The sequence below is a fragment of the Cellvibrio sp. ATLC23 genome, assembly GCF_057196725.1.
On the sequence record NZ_JBXUOS010000001.1, the window covers coordinates 327,904 to 347,010 of the forward strand.

The following is a 19,107-nucleotide window of genomic DNA, read 5'->3' on the forward strand; positions in this document are numbered from 1 at the left end:
TTTGTCTTAAAGCAGGCGGGTTGTTGCAGATGTTTGTCTGCAACAGCCCGCTTTTTTTTTGGGCTTTAATTTGTGCTGCAAGCCTTTGTGCCGCACATACAAACACTTTGTGCTGACGCACTGTTTTTACAATCGGTAGCTTGAAAACCAAAAATAGTTTTGCACTGCTGAGTAGTGTTGCATTGATCTATAGGCAAACTGTTGGGTAGCGAGCTACTGGATGTTGCGTTACTGCTTTTCGAACTGCTAGAAGCGGCCGCAGGTAAACTAAAATTAACCCAATTGATATTTAGCAAATAGGTGTTGTCACCGCTGAAGTCCAGGCGAATTTTTTGTTTGCCTGCGTTCAAGTAAGCCTGCAGGCTGCGGGTTGTCCAGCTTTGCCAACCGCCGGTATTGCCCAGGTTTAGGTTGGCGAAATTATTGCTATTGATCGATGCAAATATATTGCCGCCATTAGTGCCACTGGCAAGGCGGAAATCTATGGTGTAGCTGCCTGCAGTAGCGACATTAACATCAAACTCTAAAAAATCACCATTTTCGATATAGCCTACATTTTTACCACCATCGGTATCGGTTGTTGCCTCCGTTTGAGTGCCGCGTTCTGCTGAATAGTCTTCAGCTTGAATTTTTCCCGGTATATTCAGGGTTTTGCTGTTCTCCAATTTATAGGTGCGTACCCAGTCAACTTTCATTGTGTTTTTGGTTGGGTCATTAAGGTCTTCAGGAATAGGTAAACCGATATTAGCGACGCCTGCTGTCGCGAAGGGGAACACCTCGGTATCGAAAATCATTTTTAAATTTTCTTCGAGCGGATGTGTTGGCGTAATCTCCATTACTTTCACGTCGTTGTGGTAAAACCACAAGGTCTTGGCATCTTTCCACCAAAAGCCGTAGGTGTGGTACTCATCGCGCCCGCGGGTTGGCATTTTCCATTCTTTTGGCTGGGGGCTGGTGCCTTGGTATTGTCCATAAAAGTGCACGTTGGCGTGATACTGGTAGGGTAAATCAACATCGCGTTTATCTTGGCTTGGGTTGCCAATATGTTCTATCACATCAATTTCTGAATAATTGCCTACGCGGAACCAAAATGATGAGGTCATGGATAAATTTGACGCTTTAATTCGCGCTTCGTAGTAGTAACCCATTTGTGCCGATTTTTCTTTAGATGCGCAGGCGGCCGCATCGACCCAAATGTCATTAAACGGGTTGTTAACTGTAGAAGGGGGTTTGCGTAGAGTTGATTTCAGGTTGAGGTTGCCATTGCCTATATAACAATTGCCTTTTTTAAAAGCACTCGGCGCGCGTCCAGACCAGTTGGGGTGATAGTCGTCCCATTTGTTAGTATCCAGTTGACTTGCATTAAACTCATCGGTGAGTTCTGCAACGGGCACCCAGCCTTTTCCGCTCGGTGCACTTGGCGGTGCGGCAAGTAGTTGCGCGGAAGTGAGCGACAATAAAATAATGGTGTTACGTATAACCCGCTGGAAGCTATTCCGGTATTCAAATGATCGGATAAGAAAATTCATAGTATTGACCTATTATTGTTTTTTAGGGTTTGAATTTTTGTGTGAAGCTAACAAATTTTTGTTGGCTTCACGGATTTAGAATTATTAATTTGTGCTGCAAGCACTAGTGCCACACATACAAACACTTTGCGCCGATTGGCTATTTTTACAGTCAGTTGCCTTGGGGCCAAAAATATTTTTGCATTGTTGGGTGGTGTTGCATTGGTCAATGACTGGCGTTTGCGGTGATGAACTCGAACTCATAGAGCTCGCAGGCTTTGATGAAGCGGGTGTTGAGATCAAACTAAAATTGATCCAATTAATATTCAGTAGGTAGGTGTTATCGCCACTGAAATCCAAGCGAATTTTTTGTTTGCCTGCATTCAAGTAAGCCTGCACGCTGCGGGTTGTCCAGTTTTGCCAACCACCGGTATTGCCCAGATCAACGTTGGCAAAGTTGCTGCCGTTGGAAGATGCGTAAATATTGCCTCCATTTGTATTGCTGGCAACGCGGAAATTTATGGTGTAGTTGCCAGCGGTGGTGACATTCACATCAAACTCTAAAAAATCACCGTTTTCGATATAACCAACATTTTTTCCGCCATCGGTGTCCGTTGTCATTTCAACTTGAGTACCGCGTTCGGCTGTGAAGTTTTCGGCTTCAATTTTGCCGGGAATGTTAGCGGTGTTGCTGGCGGCGGAGCTTTGTGCCTGAGCGCTACTTTTACTGCTGCTGTTTGGCGTTGTGCCATCGACTAAACGATAGGTTTTTACGTAATCGTAGTAGGCAGTGTTTTTGTTGTTGTCGTTAAGTTGTGCTTGGGTTGGAATACCTGGGCCCCAAGTAAAAGTTTCCATATCAAAAAACAAGTACATAGGTTCGTCAAAGTTGCCACCGGTAACCACTGAGCCCATCTCTTGGCCGTCGCGGTAGAAAGTGATATTGCGGTTGTCCTTCCACCAAACGCCGTAGGTGTAGAATTTATCGGCATTGCGGCCATTGCCTGGGTTGGCGAAATGTTTTTGGGTTTTTATATCTTTATCCCACCCGTTGCGAAAATAATGGGTGTTACTTTCCATGGTGTAATCGAGATAGCGCAAGTTGTTGTTTTCAACGCGGCCATAGTTTTCAATCACATCAATTTCACTGTAGGCACCTTGCATCCAAAATGAAGAGGTGACGGATAAATCTGCCACTTTAATTTTCACTTCCGAATACATGCCCTGGGTAAATGCTTTGGTTTTGGAGGTGACGCAGGCAGCCCAAATCCAATTACCTTTTTGGCTTGGGTCTTTTACCGACATGTTTAATTTGAGTGAACCATCAGTCACGGCAATATTATTATTGTTGTAAACACTAGGTGCTCGCCCGCTCCAATAGGGGTGACCTTTTTGCCATTTGTTGTTATCAAAGCTATTGAAGTCATCGGTAAGCTCGCTAACCTCTACCCATTTCTTTCCGGTAGGGGCAGGGGGTAATGCATGGGCAGCTAATGAAAAAAACATACTGCTCAATAAACTGGAAATCATTATTTTTTTAAACATGTCATGCTCCGGTTATGGTGCGTCAAATATTGTGTGTGAAGCATTTTTCTCAGGGAAAAACAGCATAGATGTCACATTAATCCCATAAAAAAATACTAGAGAGTGTCTTCATTCAATGTTTTTGTCGTAATGACTATAACATTGGTTTTTGTATTTTTTATCCATTAATTAATTGTTTGTTCGTTTATGTAGGAGAATTATCGATGTAAACGAAATCATCTTGTGATGCTTATTGTGTTGCGATGTTTTATATTTTTTATTAATTTTTTTTGATGTGAAAATTTCTAGGAGGTAGAGAAAGAGGGAGTTTTTATGCCCTATTTTTTATTTATATGACTAGTGTATTAGTAATTTAAATGATTTTTAATAAGAGCACACTGAAAAAATGTCGGAAAAATATTTTTTAATCGCAATAGGTTCGCTTAATTTTCTGATTAGAAATTTGGTTCGCTCAGAGTTAAGGGGTCAATGTGTTATTGGCAATGAATTTAAGATGCGAGCAGTGTTAGCTCGCTGCAATCAACCCCGCCAAACTCATCAACGCTCGCTCAATACGACTGCCCCATACACAGGCGCAAGAGAGCCGGATAAATTGCCGGTACTTTTGACTCGCTGAAAAAATAGGCCCTGGTGCGATGCTGATTCCTTGTCCCAATGCCTTTCGTGCTAACGCAAAACTGTCTACCTCGCCCGGCAACTCTAGCCAGATCACAAAACCGCCTTCCGGCTTGGTGATTTTGGTGCCCTCGGGAAAATAGTGAATCACCGCTTCCGTCATGCGCGCGACTGACTGCGCATAGTCGCCGCGCACCCGGCGCACGTGACGCTCGTATTGGCCACTTTCCAGCAATTCGGTCACCGCCAATTGTGGGATGGTGGTGGTGGCCAGATTCAGCACATATTTCATGTACTCCACTTTTTCTTGATAGCGCCCCGGTGCAATCCACCCTACACGCAAGCCGGGCGACAGGGTTTTGGAAATCGAGCTGCACAGAATCACGTTCTCATCCAGACCTTTGAGCAGAGACGGGCGCGCATGGCTGAAACTTAAATCGCCGTAAATATCATCTTCAATTAACGGGATTCCACGCGCTTTAAGCATCGCCACCAGTTTTTGTTTGTGCTCGTCGGGCATCAAGCAGCCGAGTGGATTGCTGAAGTTGGGGGTGACCACACAGACTTTGACTGGCCAGCGGCTCAGTGCCAAGTCCAGCGCTTCCAGCGACATACCGGAATGTGGGTTAGTGGGGATTTCCAGTGCCTCCAGCCCCAGCGATTCAATTACCTGCAGCAGGCCATAAAAGGTGGGCGATTCGATGGCGACCACATCGCCGGGCGATGTCACCGCGCGCAACGCCAGCGTCAATGCCTCTTGGCAGCCGTTGGTAATCACCAGATTATCCGGGTGCACAGCGCAACCGGCATCGGCCAACCGGCGCGCGAGCTGGCGACGCAATTCCGGCGCACCGGGCGAGAACTCATAATTCGCAGTGCGTACCCGATAGTGCCGCGCCGCTTTGGTAAGTGCCTGCTCAATAGCGCGGGTCGGCAAAAATTCGGCGGCGGGTACGGCTGCACCCAATTGCACAATCGTCGGGTTGTTCGCCGCTTTAATCAGTTGCAACACCATATCCTGCCCGGTAACCAGAGCAGGGCGCATAGTGGTTACCACAATGCGTGGCGGTGCTACTGCAAGCGCGGTTTTGGCTTTGACGTAAAAGCCCGAGCGATTGCGCACCTCCAGCAACCCCCAATCCTCTAATTGGCGATAAGCGGTAATGACCGTGGCGATACTCACGCCGCGCGCCTGCGCCTGCGCACGCACACCGGGCATGCGGTCGCCCGCTTGAAATCCGCCTGCGTTGATCAGGCTGGCCAGCTCATCGGCAAGTTTGCGGTAGAGAATGTCCATTACAGCTCCAGCAGTGCGTCAGTGGTTCTATAGGTACAGTTTTGGTAGAAATTAATAGGTACAGATACGTATAACTAAAACTGTACCGTATCAATTTTGGCGTTCTGAAACTGTAATGGTTGTTGTTCAGGAAATACACTGCTTTCTCGCAAAACAGTCACCATTTATCCCAGTAAGGACATATCAGGAGGAGTCTATGAGTCACCCATTGTTTTTAGTTGATGCTTTTATCGACCGGCCGTTTAGCGGTAATCCCGCGGGTGTTTGTATTCTCGATCAGGAACAGCCCGCCAGTTGGATGCAAAATGTCGCGCTGGAAATGAATCAAGCCGAAACGGCGTTTGTGCATAAACGTGCCGATGGCAGTTGGAACCTGCGCTGGTTTACCCCAACGGTGGAAGTGAGCCTCTGTGGCCACGCGACACTCGCTGCCGCTCATGCTCTTTGGCAGCACGCGGGCGAAACAGCGGCGACCTTGGAATTCCATACGTTAAGTGGCCAGTTAACAGCAACCCGTATCGGCGATGAAATCCAACTGGATTTCCCTGCCGATTTCCCCCAGTCCATCGCAGCAGTTCCTCCCGTACTGTTACAGCTACTCGGCAGCCAGCCACATTGGTTCGGGCAAGGGCGAGATGATTTGATGGCAGTGTTGGATTCCGCCGATCAAGTGCGCAATTTTGTGCCTAATCCTGAACTAATAGCCTCTTTTACTACGCGCGGTTTAATCCTCACCGCACCTGGTGATACAGGTTCAGGGCTGGATATGGTCTCGCGCTTTTTTGCGCCCAAGGCTGGCATTAATGAAGATTCAGTCACCGGCTCAGCGCACTGTTTACTCGCCTGTTATTGGGGGAATCGCCTCGACAAAACTCATCTGCGCGCACAACAAGTATCATCACGCGGCGGCCTATTAACGCTGGATTGGCAAGGCGAACGGGTTCTATTAAGCGGTAAAGCCCGCACTATGCTCACGGGAGAATTTCATGGTTGATTTAGCGATTAACGATCCGCAGGCCACAGGTGTATCTGCAACCCCTATTTGTTGGTTGAACGGAAAAATAATGCCTGCCCAACAGGCAAGGGTTTCTGTATTCGACCACGGCTTGTTGTATGGCGATGGTGTATTTGAAGGCATTCGTTTTTACCACGGCAAAGCATTTCGTCTGCAGGCACATCTTGAGCGATTATTATTGTCAGCGCGCGCGATTGCATTAAATATTCCCTATAGCATCGAACAATTAACGCAAGCGGTTATCGACATCATTTCTGCCGCCCCAGATAGTAATGGTTATCTCCGCATGGTGGTGACTCGCGGTGTTGGGCCACTGGGTATAGACCCTGCGCGCTGCCATTCTCCGCAGCTTTTTATTATTGCGGACAGTCTGCACATGGTCAGCGAGCGAGTACGCAATGAAGGTGCAAAAGTCATCATCGCCGCCACGCGCCGGTTGGGTGCCGACGGTCTCGATCCGCGCATTAAAAGTTTGAATTACCTCAATCATATTCTCGCGCGAATGGAGGCCACTCATGCAGGCGCAGATGAGGCCATTTTGCTCAACAGTGCGGGTAGAATTGCAGAGGGTAGTGCGGATAATATTTTTATCGTACAGCACGGTGAATTATTAACCCCACCGGTTATTGAAGGCGCGCTCGATGGTATCACCCGTCAAGTTGTATTGGAATTAGCAGACAAACTCGGCATTAAATTTCGCGAGACTCCACTCGCACCTTACGATTTGTTCACCGCGGATGAATGTTTTCTCACAGGTACGGGAGCGGAATTAATTCCCGTTGGCTTTGCTGATGGACGAAAAATTCCCCAGTGCCCGGGCCCGATTTATCTACGCTTGGCGGCAGCCTTTAAAGAATTGGTCAATTAGATAGATTGAGTTTTTGACGCATCCTTGCGTTAAGTTAAAGAGTCCTTTTTATAATGGGGTAATACCTTAGATGCGCTAACAAAAAAATTTAATTAGCTACTTTAGTCATACCTTTAAAATAAACCGCAGGTTTAAAAGGCATTAAACGTGCGCGTTCATTTTTGACAACGGAATAACATTCGCAAACTTCGTTTTTAAGGCCCTCTTTGTCGAGGATTTGAATTTTGCCCCAGTTGTAACGTATGAGACCTTTTTGTGCCAATTTCCCGGCCGATTTAGTGATCCCTTCGCGTCTCACGCCTAACATATTGGCGATAAATTCATGTGTTAAATTAAACTCATCCCGCTCGAGCAAGTCGGCACTTGTTAAAAGGTAACGGCAAAGCTGTTGATCGATCGAGTGCAGGCGATTGCAGACGGCTGTTTGAGAAACTTGGGTGAAAAATAATTGCGAATAAAGCAATGTCATGCGTAACAAGTCCCCTTTCAGATATAGATCCTTTTTAAGGTGACTTGCTCTTATACGATAAGTAAATCCTGCGCTTTGTACAGTTGCATAACAGGTGGCTTGATCATTTCCCATAATGCAAGGCAACCCTACCAAGCCATCTTTTCCTACCAGTGCCACACTGGGCATGGAGCCATTCTCAGTCATGTAACCAATGCAGATCACCGCTGTGGTAGGAAAATAAATCCATTCAACAGGCATTCCTGCCTCGTGCAATACCTCTTCAGTATCTACGGGGTAGAGCTCCATAAAAGGAAGTAGACGTACATAATCATTAGGGGGCAGGGCAGCCAGTAAGTGGTTATGTTTCGGTGAATTCAATTCGGGATGGGACACATGCCCTTCCGCAGATGGGCGATAAATAGATCCTTTTTTTACGGTTGAAAAGTTGACTGCTGGCATAATGTTACCTCGAAAGTGGTTAAAACTAAAAAGTTGCAAGGGCAAATTTTTCTAACCTTTGTATGACTACAGACTCTGTACCAAATAATTAAAGAAATCGTACGGAATGCATCGCAATAGTAATGCCAACTTTTTTATGCCAGAGTTATCAAGGGTTTAGTGCGAATTGGGAGCGAATCAGCCCGAAAATAGAAACCTTTTTTCAAAGTTCATGAAACTTTTACATTAATGCGCTGCGCACTCATAGTTATGGGAAAAGCGGATTTAACGACGCTTCAAAAAAGTCGTTAGAGAAAAAAATCAATATTTTTTGATAAATTATTTTTTACTTGCATCGATTAGCTGCAGGGGAAACAAGACCCGTCATTTTTAGAGGGTCTCGGAGTCGCGAGAGTCTTACGAGCTTGATCAGTGAGCTATTCGCTGACTTCTTTAAAGTCCCCTACTGCACCTTTTATGATGTTTTTGACGACGGTACTTTCTTGTTCTGAGAGTGTTTTGACAACGATCACGTGTTGTCCACTCTTAATCGAGTCTTGCACCAAGTCTGAAAAAGCTTTTGATTTTTTACTCGCGCCCACAGTGGCTCCAAGAAATCCGCCTAGCCCTGCGCCCCAGCCTAATAGAACCAAGGGAGCCACCAAGGGACTTGCAACAAATAAACTAACATTGGCGGTAAGTAAGGCAATTTCTGCTGCAATGCCAGCACCTGTACCCACGGCCGCGCCAATTGCACCGTCTTTTAATATATCAGCTAAAACATGATTACTATCCTCTTGGGGTAAATGATTCGACGGTTCTTGTTTGGCGTGCATGCAATGTATACGTTCTGCTGGAATATCGAGTGTCATCAATTTCTTTGCCACATCCTCTATTTGATCTTTGTGGGCAAAAAAACCGGAAATGAAATGTTTGTAATTGTCCATGATCTTCTCCTTAAAAAAGTAGGTAGACCATACTTATCAAGGACAATAAAATGTTTCTGTTCGTTAATGCACATACCATTGTTCAAAAAAATCAGACTCTAATTTTTGTGAATGGGTAGAAAATTGAGAGTTTTAATTGAGCAAAATTAACGGAAGTTTCGCTCGCTTGTGTAGGTTAATGGCACAAAAATTATAGGGCGGCGGATAGATAAGTAACCGGCATGTTTTTACTCCTATTAAAGATTTGGTTTATACTTTATTAAAGCCTTTTTTCTTTAAGGAGAGTTTCGGTGAAATTTGATGCTCCGCTCGGCATGAATTCATATCATAAAATTAATCAAGTTTCGCAAGCTGATACCTTAACGCCTGCTGATCGTTATCAAGAACTTTTTGTCGATGTTCAGATGGGGTGTGTGTTTGATGATGGTAAAACGTTTGTCGACTGCGCTCCACGACAAGAACCGGAAAAAATAGTAGAGCTATATCGCAATACTCGTAACGATGCTGGCTTTGATTTAAAAGCATTTGTGCTGGAACAATTCGTCGTAGCTGAAGTTCCTACTAGTGCATTTGTGTCCGATTCCAATCGCCCTTTGGCCGCGCATATAGAATCTCTATGGCCGGTTCTGACGCGGCATCCGCAAGAGCATCCTCCTTGTTCATCTATTCTGCCACTACCTTATGATTACATAGTTCCTGGCGGGCGTTTTTCCGAGTTGTACTATTGGGATTCCTATTTCACCATGCTGGGTTTATACAGTGCAAATAGAACCCACTTGCTGGCCTCAATGGCAGATAATTTTGCTTACTTAATTGATACCTATGGCCATATCCCAAATGGCAATCGCACCTACTACCTTAGCCGTTCACAGCCACCGGTTTTTTCGTTGATGGTTGATCTGTTTGAAAAAAATGGCGTCAAACAGGCGATCGATTATTTACCGCAGTTGCGAAAAGAATATTGTTTTTGGATGGCAGGTGGTGATGATCTGAGACCTGGAGAAGACTATCGCCGCTGTGTTCGCATGAGCGATGGGGCTTTATTAAACCGTTATTGGGATGATCGCGATACGCCGCGAGACGAGTCATATCGGCAAGATGTATTAACCGCTCAACAATCCAATCGTCCCGTACATGATGTCTATCGCGATTTGCGTGCAGGCGCAGAATCGGGCTGGGATTTTAGTTCGCGTTGGCAGCTTGATCCCTATGACCTGTCGAGTATTTGCACCACCAATATTTTACCGATTGATCTTAATTGCTTGCTATTCAAGTTAGAACAACAAATAGCGATGTTAGCGCAGTTAAAAGAAGATTTTATATTGGCTGAAGAATTTTCCCAGCGTGCACTACGGCGGCAAGAGGCAATGAATACCTATTTTTGGAATGAGCGCGAAGGTGCGTTTTTTGATTTTCATTGGCGTGATAATGTTCAGCGTAGCAATCTCACTGCAGCAACATTAACCCCTTTATTTGTAAAATCTGCCAGCCGCGAACAGGCGGAGCGCGTAAAACACATCACCGTTCAGCGGTTGCTGGTGGAAGGTGGAATTTCTACCACGGAATTCAATAAAACCGGGCAACAATGGGATCGTCCCAATGGTTGGGCGCCGTTGCAATGGATGGCGATTGCCGGATTGCGAAACTATGGTTATGGTGAATTAGCCGCTGATATCAGTAAGCGTTGGCTTTCCATTGTCTCGGGACTGTATGAGTGCGATAGCAAATTAGTGGAGAAATATATTTTACGCCCGACCGAAGAGCATGCCTGTGGCGGCGAGTATCCGCTACAAGATGGTTTCGGTTGGACCAATGGTGTGACTTATCAACTATTAAAAGAAGATCCGCATCATCCTGCCAATTATTGTCGGGCAGGCAACCGTCATGACTTTAGTCAGTAAAAGTTATCGATGAAAAATAACGTTTACGGTGAGTGTTGAGTATTTTGTTGTTTCATTTTTTTTGCGCGTAGTTCCATGGCAATATAAATGATGGTTGCTAAAGCAAGCGGAATTAAAAAGTACAGTATTCGATACGCAATGAGGGCGGCCAAAATGCTGCTTTTTGCAAATTGACCTTGCAGCATGGTAATAAAAATGGTCTCAAGTACGCCTAATCCCGCCGGTATATGCGTAATGATCCCCGCAATACTACAAATCAATAATATGCCTAATACCGTCGGGTAAGTCGCTTTGTCAGGCATGAGTGTAAATAACAACAATCCCATCAGTGACCAGTTTATTATCGCCAACGATGCTTGTGCTAATGCAAAAGGTAAGGATGGCAATTCAATTTCGTGTTGCCTGATATGAAACGTGCGACGGGTTGAATATTTACAAGCAAAAAAATAAGCACAGGCGATGAATAGCAATGCTATTCCGATAAACTGCAATGCGGTTGTGCCTATTTTCCAATTGTCCGGTAAATCTAATAGGCGCAGGGCGAAGATGCTGCCTGCAAGGATTATATAACCGAGCCAATTGCTAATTAGGCTAATACTGAGAACTCGGGTGATGGTAGCGGTTTTTAATCCAAGGCGATTGTATAGTCTATATCGCAATGCGATGCCTCCGACCCAAGCGGAGAGGTTAAGATTAAAGGCATAACATACAATTCCTAACGGAATAATCTGTTTTACAGGTAGCTCATGGCCCGTGTATTTTTTACCTAGGAGATCATAACTAGCAAAAATTCCGTAACTCGCAAATGTAATTAATATACCTAAGGCTAAATGACGCCAAGTGTATTGTGTTAACGCCTCGCGCACATCTTTCCATTCAATACTGCCGATTAAATTGTACAAAAGGCCAGCGATTAAGATAAAAAAAGCGGCGGTGAGTACACGTTTTCCCCAGACTTTTAAAGCACTGGGTGCGCCATGTTCCGGATTGTCGGTAACTGCAGTTGTGCTGGTCATTGTTGGACACCTCTAAAAGATATACAACTCCGATTAGAAGGAGTTTTCAATTGTCTCGGTAGATTTTGATTTTTGATCCATATCTTTTTGTCGACCGGATTCGGGGGTGTTTTTCCCAATGAGTTTTGCGATGGGTGCGTGGGCAGGAAGCCAGCCAAGCAAGGTGGGAAAATGTCGTAAAAAATGGAAACTAAGAAAAATAGCTGGAGTGCGCCACCAATACCCTTTTTTGGCGACTTCCATATCGATAGGCTTACAGTGTTCCGTGCTTAGGTCATAGAGGTGACGATATAATTTTTCATTTAAGTCGCGATCCTGAATCACTACATTGGCTTCGAGATTCAACGACAAACTTAAAGGGTCTAAATTGCTGGATCCCACTGTGACCCACTCATCGTCCATAACCGCGACTTTTCCATGTAAAGGGCGTTGACAGTACTCATAGATGGTTACACCAGCTCGGATAAGGTAACCATAAAGTAAGCGCGATAATGCGGTTACCCATGGCATGTCAGGCTGACCTTGTAGAATTAGAGTGACTTTAACTCCGCGTTGTGCGGCTCGGCGCAATTCTCGTAGCAACCTGTAACCAGGAAAGAAGTAGGCATTGGCAATAAGAACACGTTTCTTGGATAAGCGTAACGCTAATAAATATTGTCGCTCGATGGATCTTTTATTTCTCCAGTTATCTCGTTCAACATAACCTACTATGGTATTGCCTGTTGCTGCCGGGATGTCTACTTCTGTACGTTTAATGTGGTCTCGGCGCGCGCGCTTGCTCGCAGTACGCATTAATAACATTGTGGCGCTACGATGTATGTCAGCTACCACTGGCCCAGTGATTTTCACAACATAGTCCTGTTTGGCGAGCTTGCCAAAACTTATATTGTGATCGTCTGAGTAATTGATTCCGCCGATAAATGCGAGTTTTTGATCAATAACAACTATTTTTCGATGCAAGCGTCGAAATAAATTTAATCGTACTCCCCAAAGTTTTGGTTGTGGATCAAATATATGTAGTTTGACACCTGCGCTAGTCATACCTTTGACAAAATCGTGGCTTAAGTCCCAAGTGCCATAATCGTCCACTGTGATCTCAACACGTAAGCCTCGTTTAGCTGCTTTAATAAGCGTTTGTTGAAGCTCCTTGCCTACCGAGTCTTCGGCAAGAATAAACGTTTCAATAATTACTTCTGTCTGAGCTTCGTTTATTGCGTTAAAAAGACAGGGAAAAAATTCTTCCCCATTGATAAGCAGATCGGTATGGTTTCCTTCTCTCAAGATTGGCTTCATAACGTAATCTCCGCGAATAAAGGCGCATGATCCGACAGATGGGACCAAGGTCGTTGCGTTAATATGAGCGGATTTTTGGGGGTCGCATTTTTGAGATAAATTCGATCCAGGCTTAGCAGTGGAAAGCGAGCGGGAAAACTTTTCGCATGGTTTCCCGCGGTACGTTTAAATACCTCATCCATGCCGTAGGCTTGTAATAATCTATCTGCACGTTTACGCCAATCATTAAAATCACCGGCGATAATAACGGGCGCATTGTGAGGGAGCGTATCAATTAATTGGCATAGTGAAAGTAATTGTTGCCGACGATGGCTTTCGCGTAAACCTAAATGTAAACATACGGTATGCACCTCTTCATGCCCTGGAATTTGGAGGACAGAATGTAGCAATCCGCGTTGTTCAATTTTTCCGATTGATACATTGATATTTCGGTAACGTAGAATAGGAAATTTTGAAAGTAAGGCATTGCCGTGATCACCTGCTGGGTATACGGCGTTGGGGCCATAGGCGAACTCGGGCCAGATGCTATCAGCGAGAAATTCATACTGGGAGGTGGCGGGCCATTTGGGGTGTCGAAGCGAGTGCTCTGTATGACTTCCGTGCACTTCTTGTAGAAAGACAATATCTGCGGCTACCTGACGAACGGCGTCGCGGAGTTCGTGAAGCACAAAGCTGCGGTTGAAAACGGTAAATCCTTTATGCATATTTAAGGTTAGCACCCGCAACGTTGTGATTGGCGGCATTGTCCTTACAATCTTGTTTTCAATTTCGGCTCGCTCTGTCAAAAAACTGATCATCGGCTCCGTGACGTTCGATCTCATCTTGGGATTGCCTCGTCTTTCTTAAGTTCGAACAAAAGCAGTGAGCGCTCAGTGACAATAAAATCGTGACCGGTAGGGAGCAACTCGTCGGTGATAGGCACAGGGCTATTAGGTCTATTTGTGTCGATGAGAAGGGACCAGCCGAGGCCCAGTGCCACTTCAGGGAGTGTGAAATTTACTGCGATATCGTGTGCGTTTAAAACGAGTAAGAGCGATGCGTCGCTGCCGGGGCGGTGAATGCCGGTTGGCTGCGCGCGACCATCCATTAGCATTCCCACACATGCCCGTTCAGGATTTTGCCAGTCGTCGTCAGACATCTCGCTTCCATCAGGGGAGAGCCAGGTAACATCTTTTACCCCAATTTCTTCGTTGTATTCTCCAACTAGGAAACGTCCCCGCCGCAGCATAGGATATTTCTTTCTCAAATTAATAAGCTGTTGGGTAAATTCCAACAAGGTTTTACCTTTCTCGTTAATATCCCAATTAATCCAACTTATTTCGTTATCTTGACAATAAACATTATTGTTGCCGTGTTGGGTACGCGCGAACTCATCACCGGCAACTATCATGGGCGTACCTTGCGAAAGCAAAAGCGTACCTAGTAAATTGCGTAGCTGACGCTCGCGTATCGCGCGAATATTCTCATCATCAGTCTCACCTTCAGCGCCGTAATTATTGGATAAGTTGTTATCTGTACCGTCACAATTATTGTCGCCATTGGCTTCATTGTGTTTATGGTTATAACTCACCAAATCATTTAACGTAAAGCCATCATGGGCTGTAATAAAGTTAACAGAAGCGTAAGGTCTACGGCCGCGACGATTAAATAAATCACCTGACGCAGTAAGGCTGGTGGCTAACTTAGGTAATACTCCTCGATCTCCTCGCCAGAACGATCGCACGGTATCGCGAAATTTATCATTCCATTCGTGCCAGCCTGGTGGGAATGCTCCTACTTGATACCCGCCTAAACCACAATCCCATGGCTCAGCAATTAATTTTAATTGGCTCAAAATAGGGTCCTGTCGGCAGGCGACGTGAAAACCGTGGGTTTCATTAAATCCGGTGGCTTCGCGCGCGAGGATAGTGCCCAAATCAAATCGGAAACCATCAACACCCATTTCAGTGGTCCAATAGCGGAGTGAGTCAGTTACTAACCGCAATACACAGGGATGGCCCAGGTCCAGAGTGTTGCCGGTTCCAGAATCATTAACGTAGTAGCGTTTATTATCTTCAACCAACCGATAGTAAGTTGCGTTATCTATGCCGCGCATGGAAAGGGTAGGGCCCAGCTCGCTTCCTTCTGCAGTGTGGTTGTAGACAACATCAAGAATTAACTCCAAGCCGGCCTCATGAATACTTGCGCTCATCTCTTTAAATTCACTCAGGCGGCCATTCGATAGGTAGGGAATGTGCGGGCAAAAAAATGCGATGGTGTTGTATCCCCAATAATTCTTTAACTCTTTTTCAAGTAGATGATTGTCATCCACAAATGCGTGTATCGGTAACAGCTCAATACTGGTTACACCCAAATTTTTAATATGTTCGAGTAAAGTTGGGTTGCTCAAGCCGGCAAAAGTGCCGCGTATTTCTTTCGGCACTGCTGGGTGTAGCATGCTGATGCCGCGAACATGTGTTTCGTAAATTATTGTTTCGTTATTAGGAATGCGACACGATTTATGCTCGTTCCATGTAAAAGCGGGGTCTATAACTTTTGCTTTAGGGATGAATGGGGCGCTATCACGTTCATCAAAACTCAAATCGCCATCAGGATGGCCGATAGTGTAGCCAAATAGACTTTCGTCCCATTTCAGCTTTCCTACTAATTGTTTTGCGTAAGGATCAATTAATAATTTGTTAGGATTAAATCGATGGCCAGCTTCTGGCGCATAGGGGCCGTAAACTCGGTAGCCGTAAACTTGGCCCACATTTGCATCGGGTAAATAACCGTGCCATATTTCATCGGTATATTCAGGAAGTTCAATGCGCTCTAATTCCACTTCGCCAGTGTCATCAAACAAACATAATTCAACCTTGGTGGCGTTCGCAGAAAAAATTGCAAAATTAACGCCTACGCCGTCCCAAGTGGCACCCAGTGGAAAAGGTTTGCCTTCCATAATGCGAGTGGATGATTCCACTTTGATACATTTAGTTGATGAGTTCATTGCTACTTCCTCTATGATATTCCATGGCAATACGTCTAGTCTGTGAGCAACAGGATCAATCGCTAATAGATTTACTTTGTTTTGCATTCGATCTCTTCTGCGTTTTTGGCACAACGGAGAGCAGAGTTTCATCTTCTGCCACTATTTTAGGTTTGCGTGTTTTTTTCTCAGACTTGGTGGGCGATGGGGCAGAACCAGGAAGAGAAGATTCATTCAATTGCTTCATAATCGCTGGGCCATGGTTTTCTTTCTCTGCTGCGACAAGTTTGCACGCGGTTTCCCAATGGCGAATAGAATGACCGTGAGGTTTGCCCTCGGATTCCCAAATCTGGTGAGCCAATTCCTGAATGCGTTGTTGAGTGTTGTTCATGGTTAAGCTCCTGTATTAGCAGTCGAGGTGAAAAGAATATTGACGGGAAAATCACTCAGAATTTTACGAACAGGTAAGCGTTGATTCTCACTAATTAAAGGATGGCGCGAGAACAGACTATTAAGGTTTTGGATAGATAATTCTGTTGGCAAGCGCACGTAAGTGTCGCCCCAGTGGTCGGGATTCGGATAAGGTGTAGGTTGATTGGCAAGCATGTGCGCAGTTAATCGCGGTGCTACCACGATGATGATTTGATGCTTCAATTGCCGCGCAAAAGCAATAATGTGGTTGGATTTTTCTCCTTCCACATCGAGTGGAATATAATTTCCCTGGCTAAATACCTGCGCAAATTCCCGACGCAAACGCAATGTTTGTGCAATGAGATGTTGCTTAATTCTGCCGTCAGTCCATTGATTAATAAGCTCATCGATTTCGGTAATTGTATCCTGCAGGTTTGCAATGCGCGGGCCAAAATTTACTGCGCGACGGTTGTCGGGATCTACCAAACTAAAGTCCCACAATTCAGTTCCCTGATAAAGATCTGGAATTCCGGGGGTGGTCATGCGCAGCAATGTTTGCGTCAAACTGTTTAGTGCTCCTGCGGGCGAAATTTCTAATGCTGCCGCGGCAATGCTGTTGCGCAAGTCAACCGCTTCCGGTGCGTGAAATATAGCGTTGGAAAAATCCATGCAGGCAGTTTCATAAGCGGTGTTAGGTGCCGACCAGTTGCTGCGCAATTTGGCTTCGCGCAGAGCCTTTTCTTGCCATGCTTGAATGCGTTTTAAGTAGTGATTAATTGCATTATTGCGATTATCGGCAAACCCTTTCATATCCAGTTCCAGAGGCCAAGTGCCGAGTAGCGTTTGATACAGCATGATTTCATCTGCAGGTGAGGGCGCAGGTTCATCATCTATGGACTGGCGAATGGGTGTTGCGAGTTCTTGCCAATGTTTTACATTGCCAATAAACCATTCTGCACGTTCACTTAACACTGCTAACCGTGCACGTGTATCTTCACCACGCTTATGGTCGTGGGTCGCGGTTGTTAACATAGCTTGCGGAAAGTGTTTTGCACGGGCGCTGCACCGTGTATGGAAATCAGCAATACTTATACTCAGCGTCTCGGGATTAAAACCGACATCATTGCGTGATAACAAAACGCCAGAGCGGTAGCAAGCTGTGTCCTCTACTGATTTTGCAGCAATGGGTGAGGTGAGTTGTTGGAATCGAATCAGTGTTCGGTAGCGCAACTTGCGCATGGCGCCTGGCGGCAATTGATGCAATGGCTCTCCACCTAACCATGCGTCAAGTTGATCGAGTAAGTGCCATTCATTTTCAGGCAAACTTGTACGCGCCCCACTCAATGCTTGTTGGAAAAAGTATTGATCCTGCTCGGATCGTATGGATGCGCGGGAGTAGGTGCGATAAACGGGAAAATGCACAATTAATTCAAAGAGTGCGCGCCGTATAGCGCCAAGGGTAATATCCCGTGTCGCTAACTCGGCACGGGCGATCATTAATAAGCCGTGGGCTACAGTTTCAAAATCGCCAGTGAGGGAGGTGGATAGAATGAGTCTGCGCGCTTCAATTACTTCATCCATAAAATCGGAGGAGCGTCCAGTTTCGTCGTGCCAAAAATCAGCCAGCAATTGTCCATGAGTATCATCGTGTTGTAACAGTGATACCTCATTCATGAAATCGTATCCGGTAGAGCCATCCACCTGCCAGTTTTCTGGCAGCTGTTCTTGATCCGCTAAAATTTTCTCAACATAAATTGGAAAGTGAGAGCTTCTGCCTGAGGCGTTGGTGGGCAATAGTCGCTCTGCTCTACGTCGTAGTTTGCGACAGTAAGCGCGCGGGTTTGCTAACCCATCTATATGATCGATGCGCAACCCGTCAATAAGGCCGCGGCTGATCAAATCAAATATTTTGCTATGAGTTGCTTCGAATACATCATCGCGCTCAGCACGCAGTGCTCCCAACTCGTTTATATCAAAAAAACGTCGCCAATTTATATCGTCAGCGGCAGTGCGCCAATCAGCTAACCGATAATGTTGCCGCTCCAGCAATTGATGCAGCCGTTTTACGGAAGCATCTTGATATTGCTCTACCGGAGGAAGCTCTTGAACACTGTGATCAACCGAAAAGTACTTTAGCGCTGCGTTAATTTGTTGCAGATTGTTATCTTGGCTTGCGTACTCACTCAAGCAGTTGTGTAATTCAAGTGCCTGTTGTAATTGATCCGGCATTTTTTCTAAGAGGGAAAATCGTTTGCCCAATGCATGGAGTGCCGGTGACTGGGTTTTATTTAGAATCTCATTGTAAGTGGGAGGGTAGAGTGGAAATTTGTGATCGTAGTGTTGCGCATAAAATTTCCCAACGCTTGCATCGAAATGCAGGGTGATATCGCCAGCGACTAATACTTCTCCATAACCGGCGCGTAAGACCGGTGCAAGTAATTGCCCCTCCAGTAACGGATCGGGCGAATTCCATTGAATATCAAAAAAGCGCGCATATTGGCTCAGTTTCCCCCATTCCAATACATCCAGCCACCAAGGGTTAGCCGCGCCGCCAACAGCCATGTGGTTCGGCACAAAATCGACAATAAAGCCCATATGGTGCTGGCGTAATTCATGAATTAATTTTTCTAACGCATCTTCTCCTCCCAGCTCGGGATTTACTTGAGTAGGATCAATGACATCGTATCCATAAGTAGAACCAGCACGCGCTGTTAAGATTGGGGATGCATAAATATGGCTAATACCTAATTTCGCAAAATAACTTACCAACGGTAATGCATCTGCGAAGGTAAAGCCCTGGTGAAATTGTAGGCGCGCGGTTGCTCTAATACTCATAG

At 45.5% G+C, this 19,107-nt stretch carries 14 protein-coding genes; 3 read left to right on the forward strand and 11 right to left on the reverse strand.

From position 1 onward, the window contains the following. Nucleotides 1-65 precede the first annotated feature (65 nt). From AC2CG4_RS01365 to AC2CG4_RS01375, 3 genes are all read right to left on the reverse strand, one after another. Nucleotides 66-1,529, reverse strand: a complete 1,464-nt coding sequence (locus tag AC2CG4_RS01365) for a carbohydrate-binding protein (RefSeq protein WP_484484545.1) — start codon at nt 1,527-1,529, stop codon at nt 66-68. Between the two features lie 84 nt (nt 1,530-1,613). Then, a complete protein-coding gene (locus tag AC2CG4_RS01370) occupies nt 1,614-3,053 on the reverse strand; it encodes a carbohydrate-binding protein (protein ID WP_484484546.1) in 1,440 nt (479 codons plus the stop codon). Nucleotides 3,054-3,558: 505 nt separating this feature from the next. Further along, nucleotides 3,559-4,965, reverse strand: a complete 1,407-nt coding sequence (locus tag AC2CG4_RS01375; RefSeq protein ID WP_484484547.1) for an aminotransferase-like domain-containing protein — start codon at nt 4,963-4,965, stop codon at nt 3,559-3,561. Nucleotides 4,966-5,161: 196 nt separating this feature from the next. Between AC2CG4_RS01375 and AC2CG4_RS01380 the strand changes: the two genes are divergently transcribed. Together AC2CG4_RS01380 and ilvE are read left to right on the forward strand one after the other, a co-directional pair. After that, complete coding sequence (locus AC2CG4_RS01380; RefSeq protein WP_484484548.1) at nt 5,162-5,959, forward strand: PhzF family phenazine biosynthesis protein; 798 nt, start codon at nt 5,162-5,164, stop codon at nt 5,957-5,959. After that, nucleotides 5,952-6,848 (forward strand): branched-chain-amino-acid transaminase, encoded by an 897-nt coding sequence (gene ilvE / locus AC2CG4_RS01385; RefSeq protein WP_484484549.1) that lies wholly within the window; start codon nt 5,952-5,954, stop codon nt 6,846-6,848. The genes AC2CG4_RS01380 and ilvE overlap by 8 nt, the downstream gene beginning before the upstream one ends. 88 nt (nt 6,849-6,936) lie before the next feature. On the opposite strand, the gene AC2CG4_RS01390 is transcribed toward ilvE, so the two are convergent. After that, nucleotides 6,937-7,758, reverse strand: coding sequence for a Crp/Fnr family transcriptional regulator (locus AC2CG4_RS01390; RefSeq protein WP_484484550.1), 822 nt, complete (start codon nt 7,756-7,758; stop codon nt 6,937-6,939). A gap of 416 nt (nt 7,759-8,174) precedes the next feature. Continuing rightward, entirely contained in the window at nt 8,175-8,684 is a 510-nt protein-coding gene (locus AC2CG4_RS01395) for a hypothetical protein (protein WP_484484551.1), read from the reverse strand. A 290-nt stretch (nt 8,685-8,974) separates the two neighbouring features. Between AC2CG4_RS01395 and treF the strand changes: the two genes are divergently transcribed. Next, complete coding sequence (gene treF, locus AC2CG4_RS01400) at nt 8,975-10,585, forward strand: alpha,alpha-trehalase TreF (protein ID WP_484484552.1); 1,611 nt, start codon at nt 8,975-8,977, stop codon at nt 10,583-10,585. 23 nt (nt 10,586-10,608) lie between these two features. On the opposite strand, the gene AC2CG4_RS01405 is transcribed toward treF, so the two are convergent. From AC2CG4_RS01405 to AC2CG4_RS01430, 6 genes are read right to left on the reverse strand one after another with little or no spacing between them, the layout of a single operon-like run. Further along, the gene (locus AC2CG4_RS01405) at nt 10,609-11,601 is read right to left on the reverse strand and encodes a lysylphosphatidylglycerol synthase domain-containing protein (RefSeq protein WP_484484553.1); all 993 of its coding nucleotides are present in this window, start codon (nt 11,599-11,601) and stop codon (nt 10,609-10,611) included. Nucleotides 11,602-11,634: 33 nt separating this feature from the next. Then, the gene (gene clsB / locus AC2CG4_RS01410) at nt 11,635-12,894 is read right to left on the reverse strand and encodes a cardiolipin synthase ClsB (protein WP_484484554.1); all 1,260 of its coding nucleotides are present in this window, start codon (nt 12,892-12,894) and stop codon (nt 11,635-11,637) included. Continuing rightward, nucleotides 12,891-13,715 (reverse strand): endonuclease/exonuclease/phosphatase family protein, encoded by an 825-nt coding sequence (locus AC2CG4_RS01415; protein WP_484484555.1) that lies wholly within the window; start codon nt 13,713-13,715, stop codon nt 12,891-12,893. The genes clsB and AC2CG4_RS01415 overlap by 4 nt, the downstream gene beginning before the upstream one ends. After that, a complete protein-coding gene (gene glgX / locus AC2CG4_RS01420; RefSeq protein WP_484484556.1) occupies nt 13,712-15,967 on the reverse strand; it encodes a glycogen debranching protein GlgX in 2,256 nt (751 codons plus the stop codon). The genes AC2CG4_RS01415 and glgX overlap by 4 nt, the downstream gene beginning before the upstream one ends. After that, complete coding sequence (locus AC2CG4_RS01425) at nt 15,936-16,250, reverse strand: DUF2934 domain-containing protein (RefSeq protein WP_484484557.1); 315 nt, start codon at nt 16,248-16,250, stop codon at nt 15,936-15,938. Before AC2CG4_RS01425 ends, glgX begins: the two co-directional genes overlap by 32 nt. A gap of 2 nt (nt 16,251-16,252) precedes the next feature. Beyond that, nucleotides 16,253-19,105: a malto-oligosyltrehalose synthase gene (locus AC2CG4_RS01430; RefSeq protein ID WP_484484558.1), complete on the reverse strand. Its 2,853-nt coding sequence runs from the start codon at nt 19,103-19,105 to the stop codon at nt 16,253-16,255. Nucleotides 19,106-19,107: the final 2 nt, after the last annotated feature.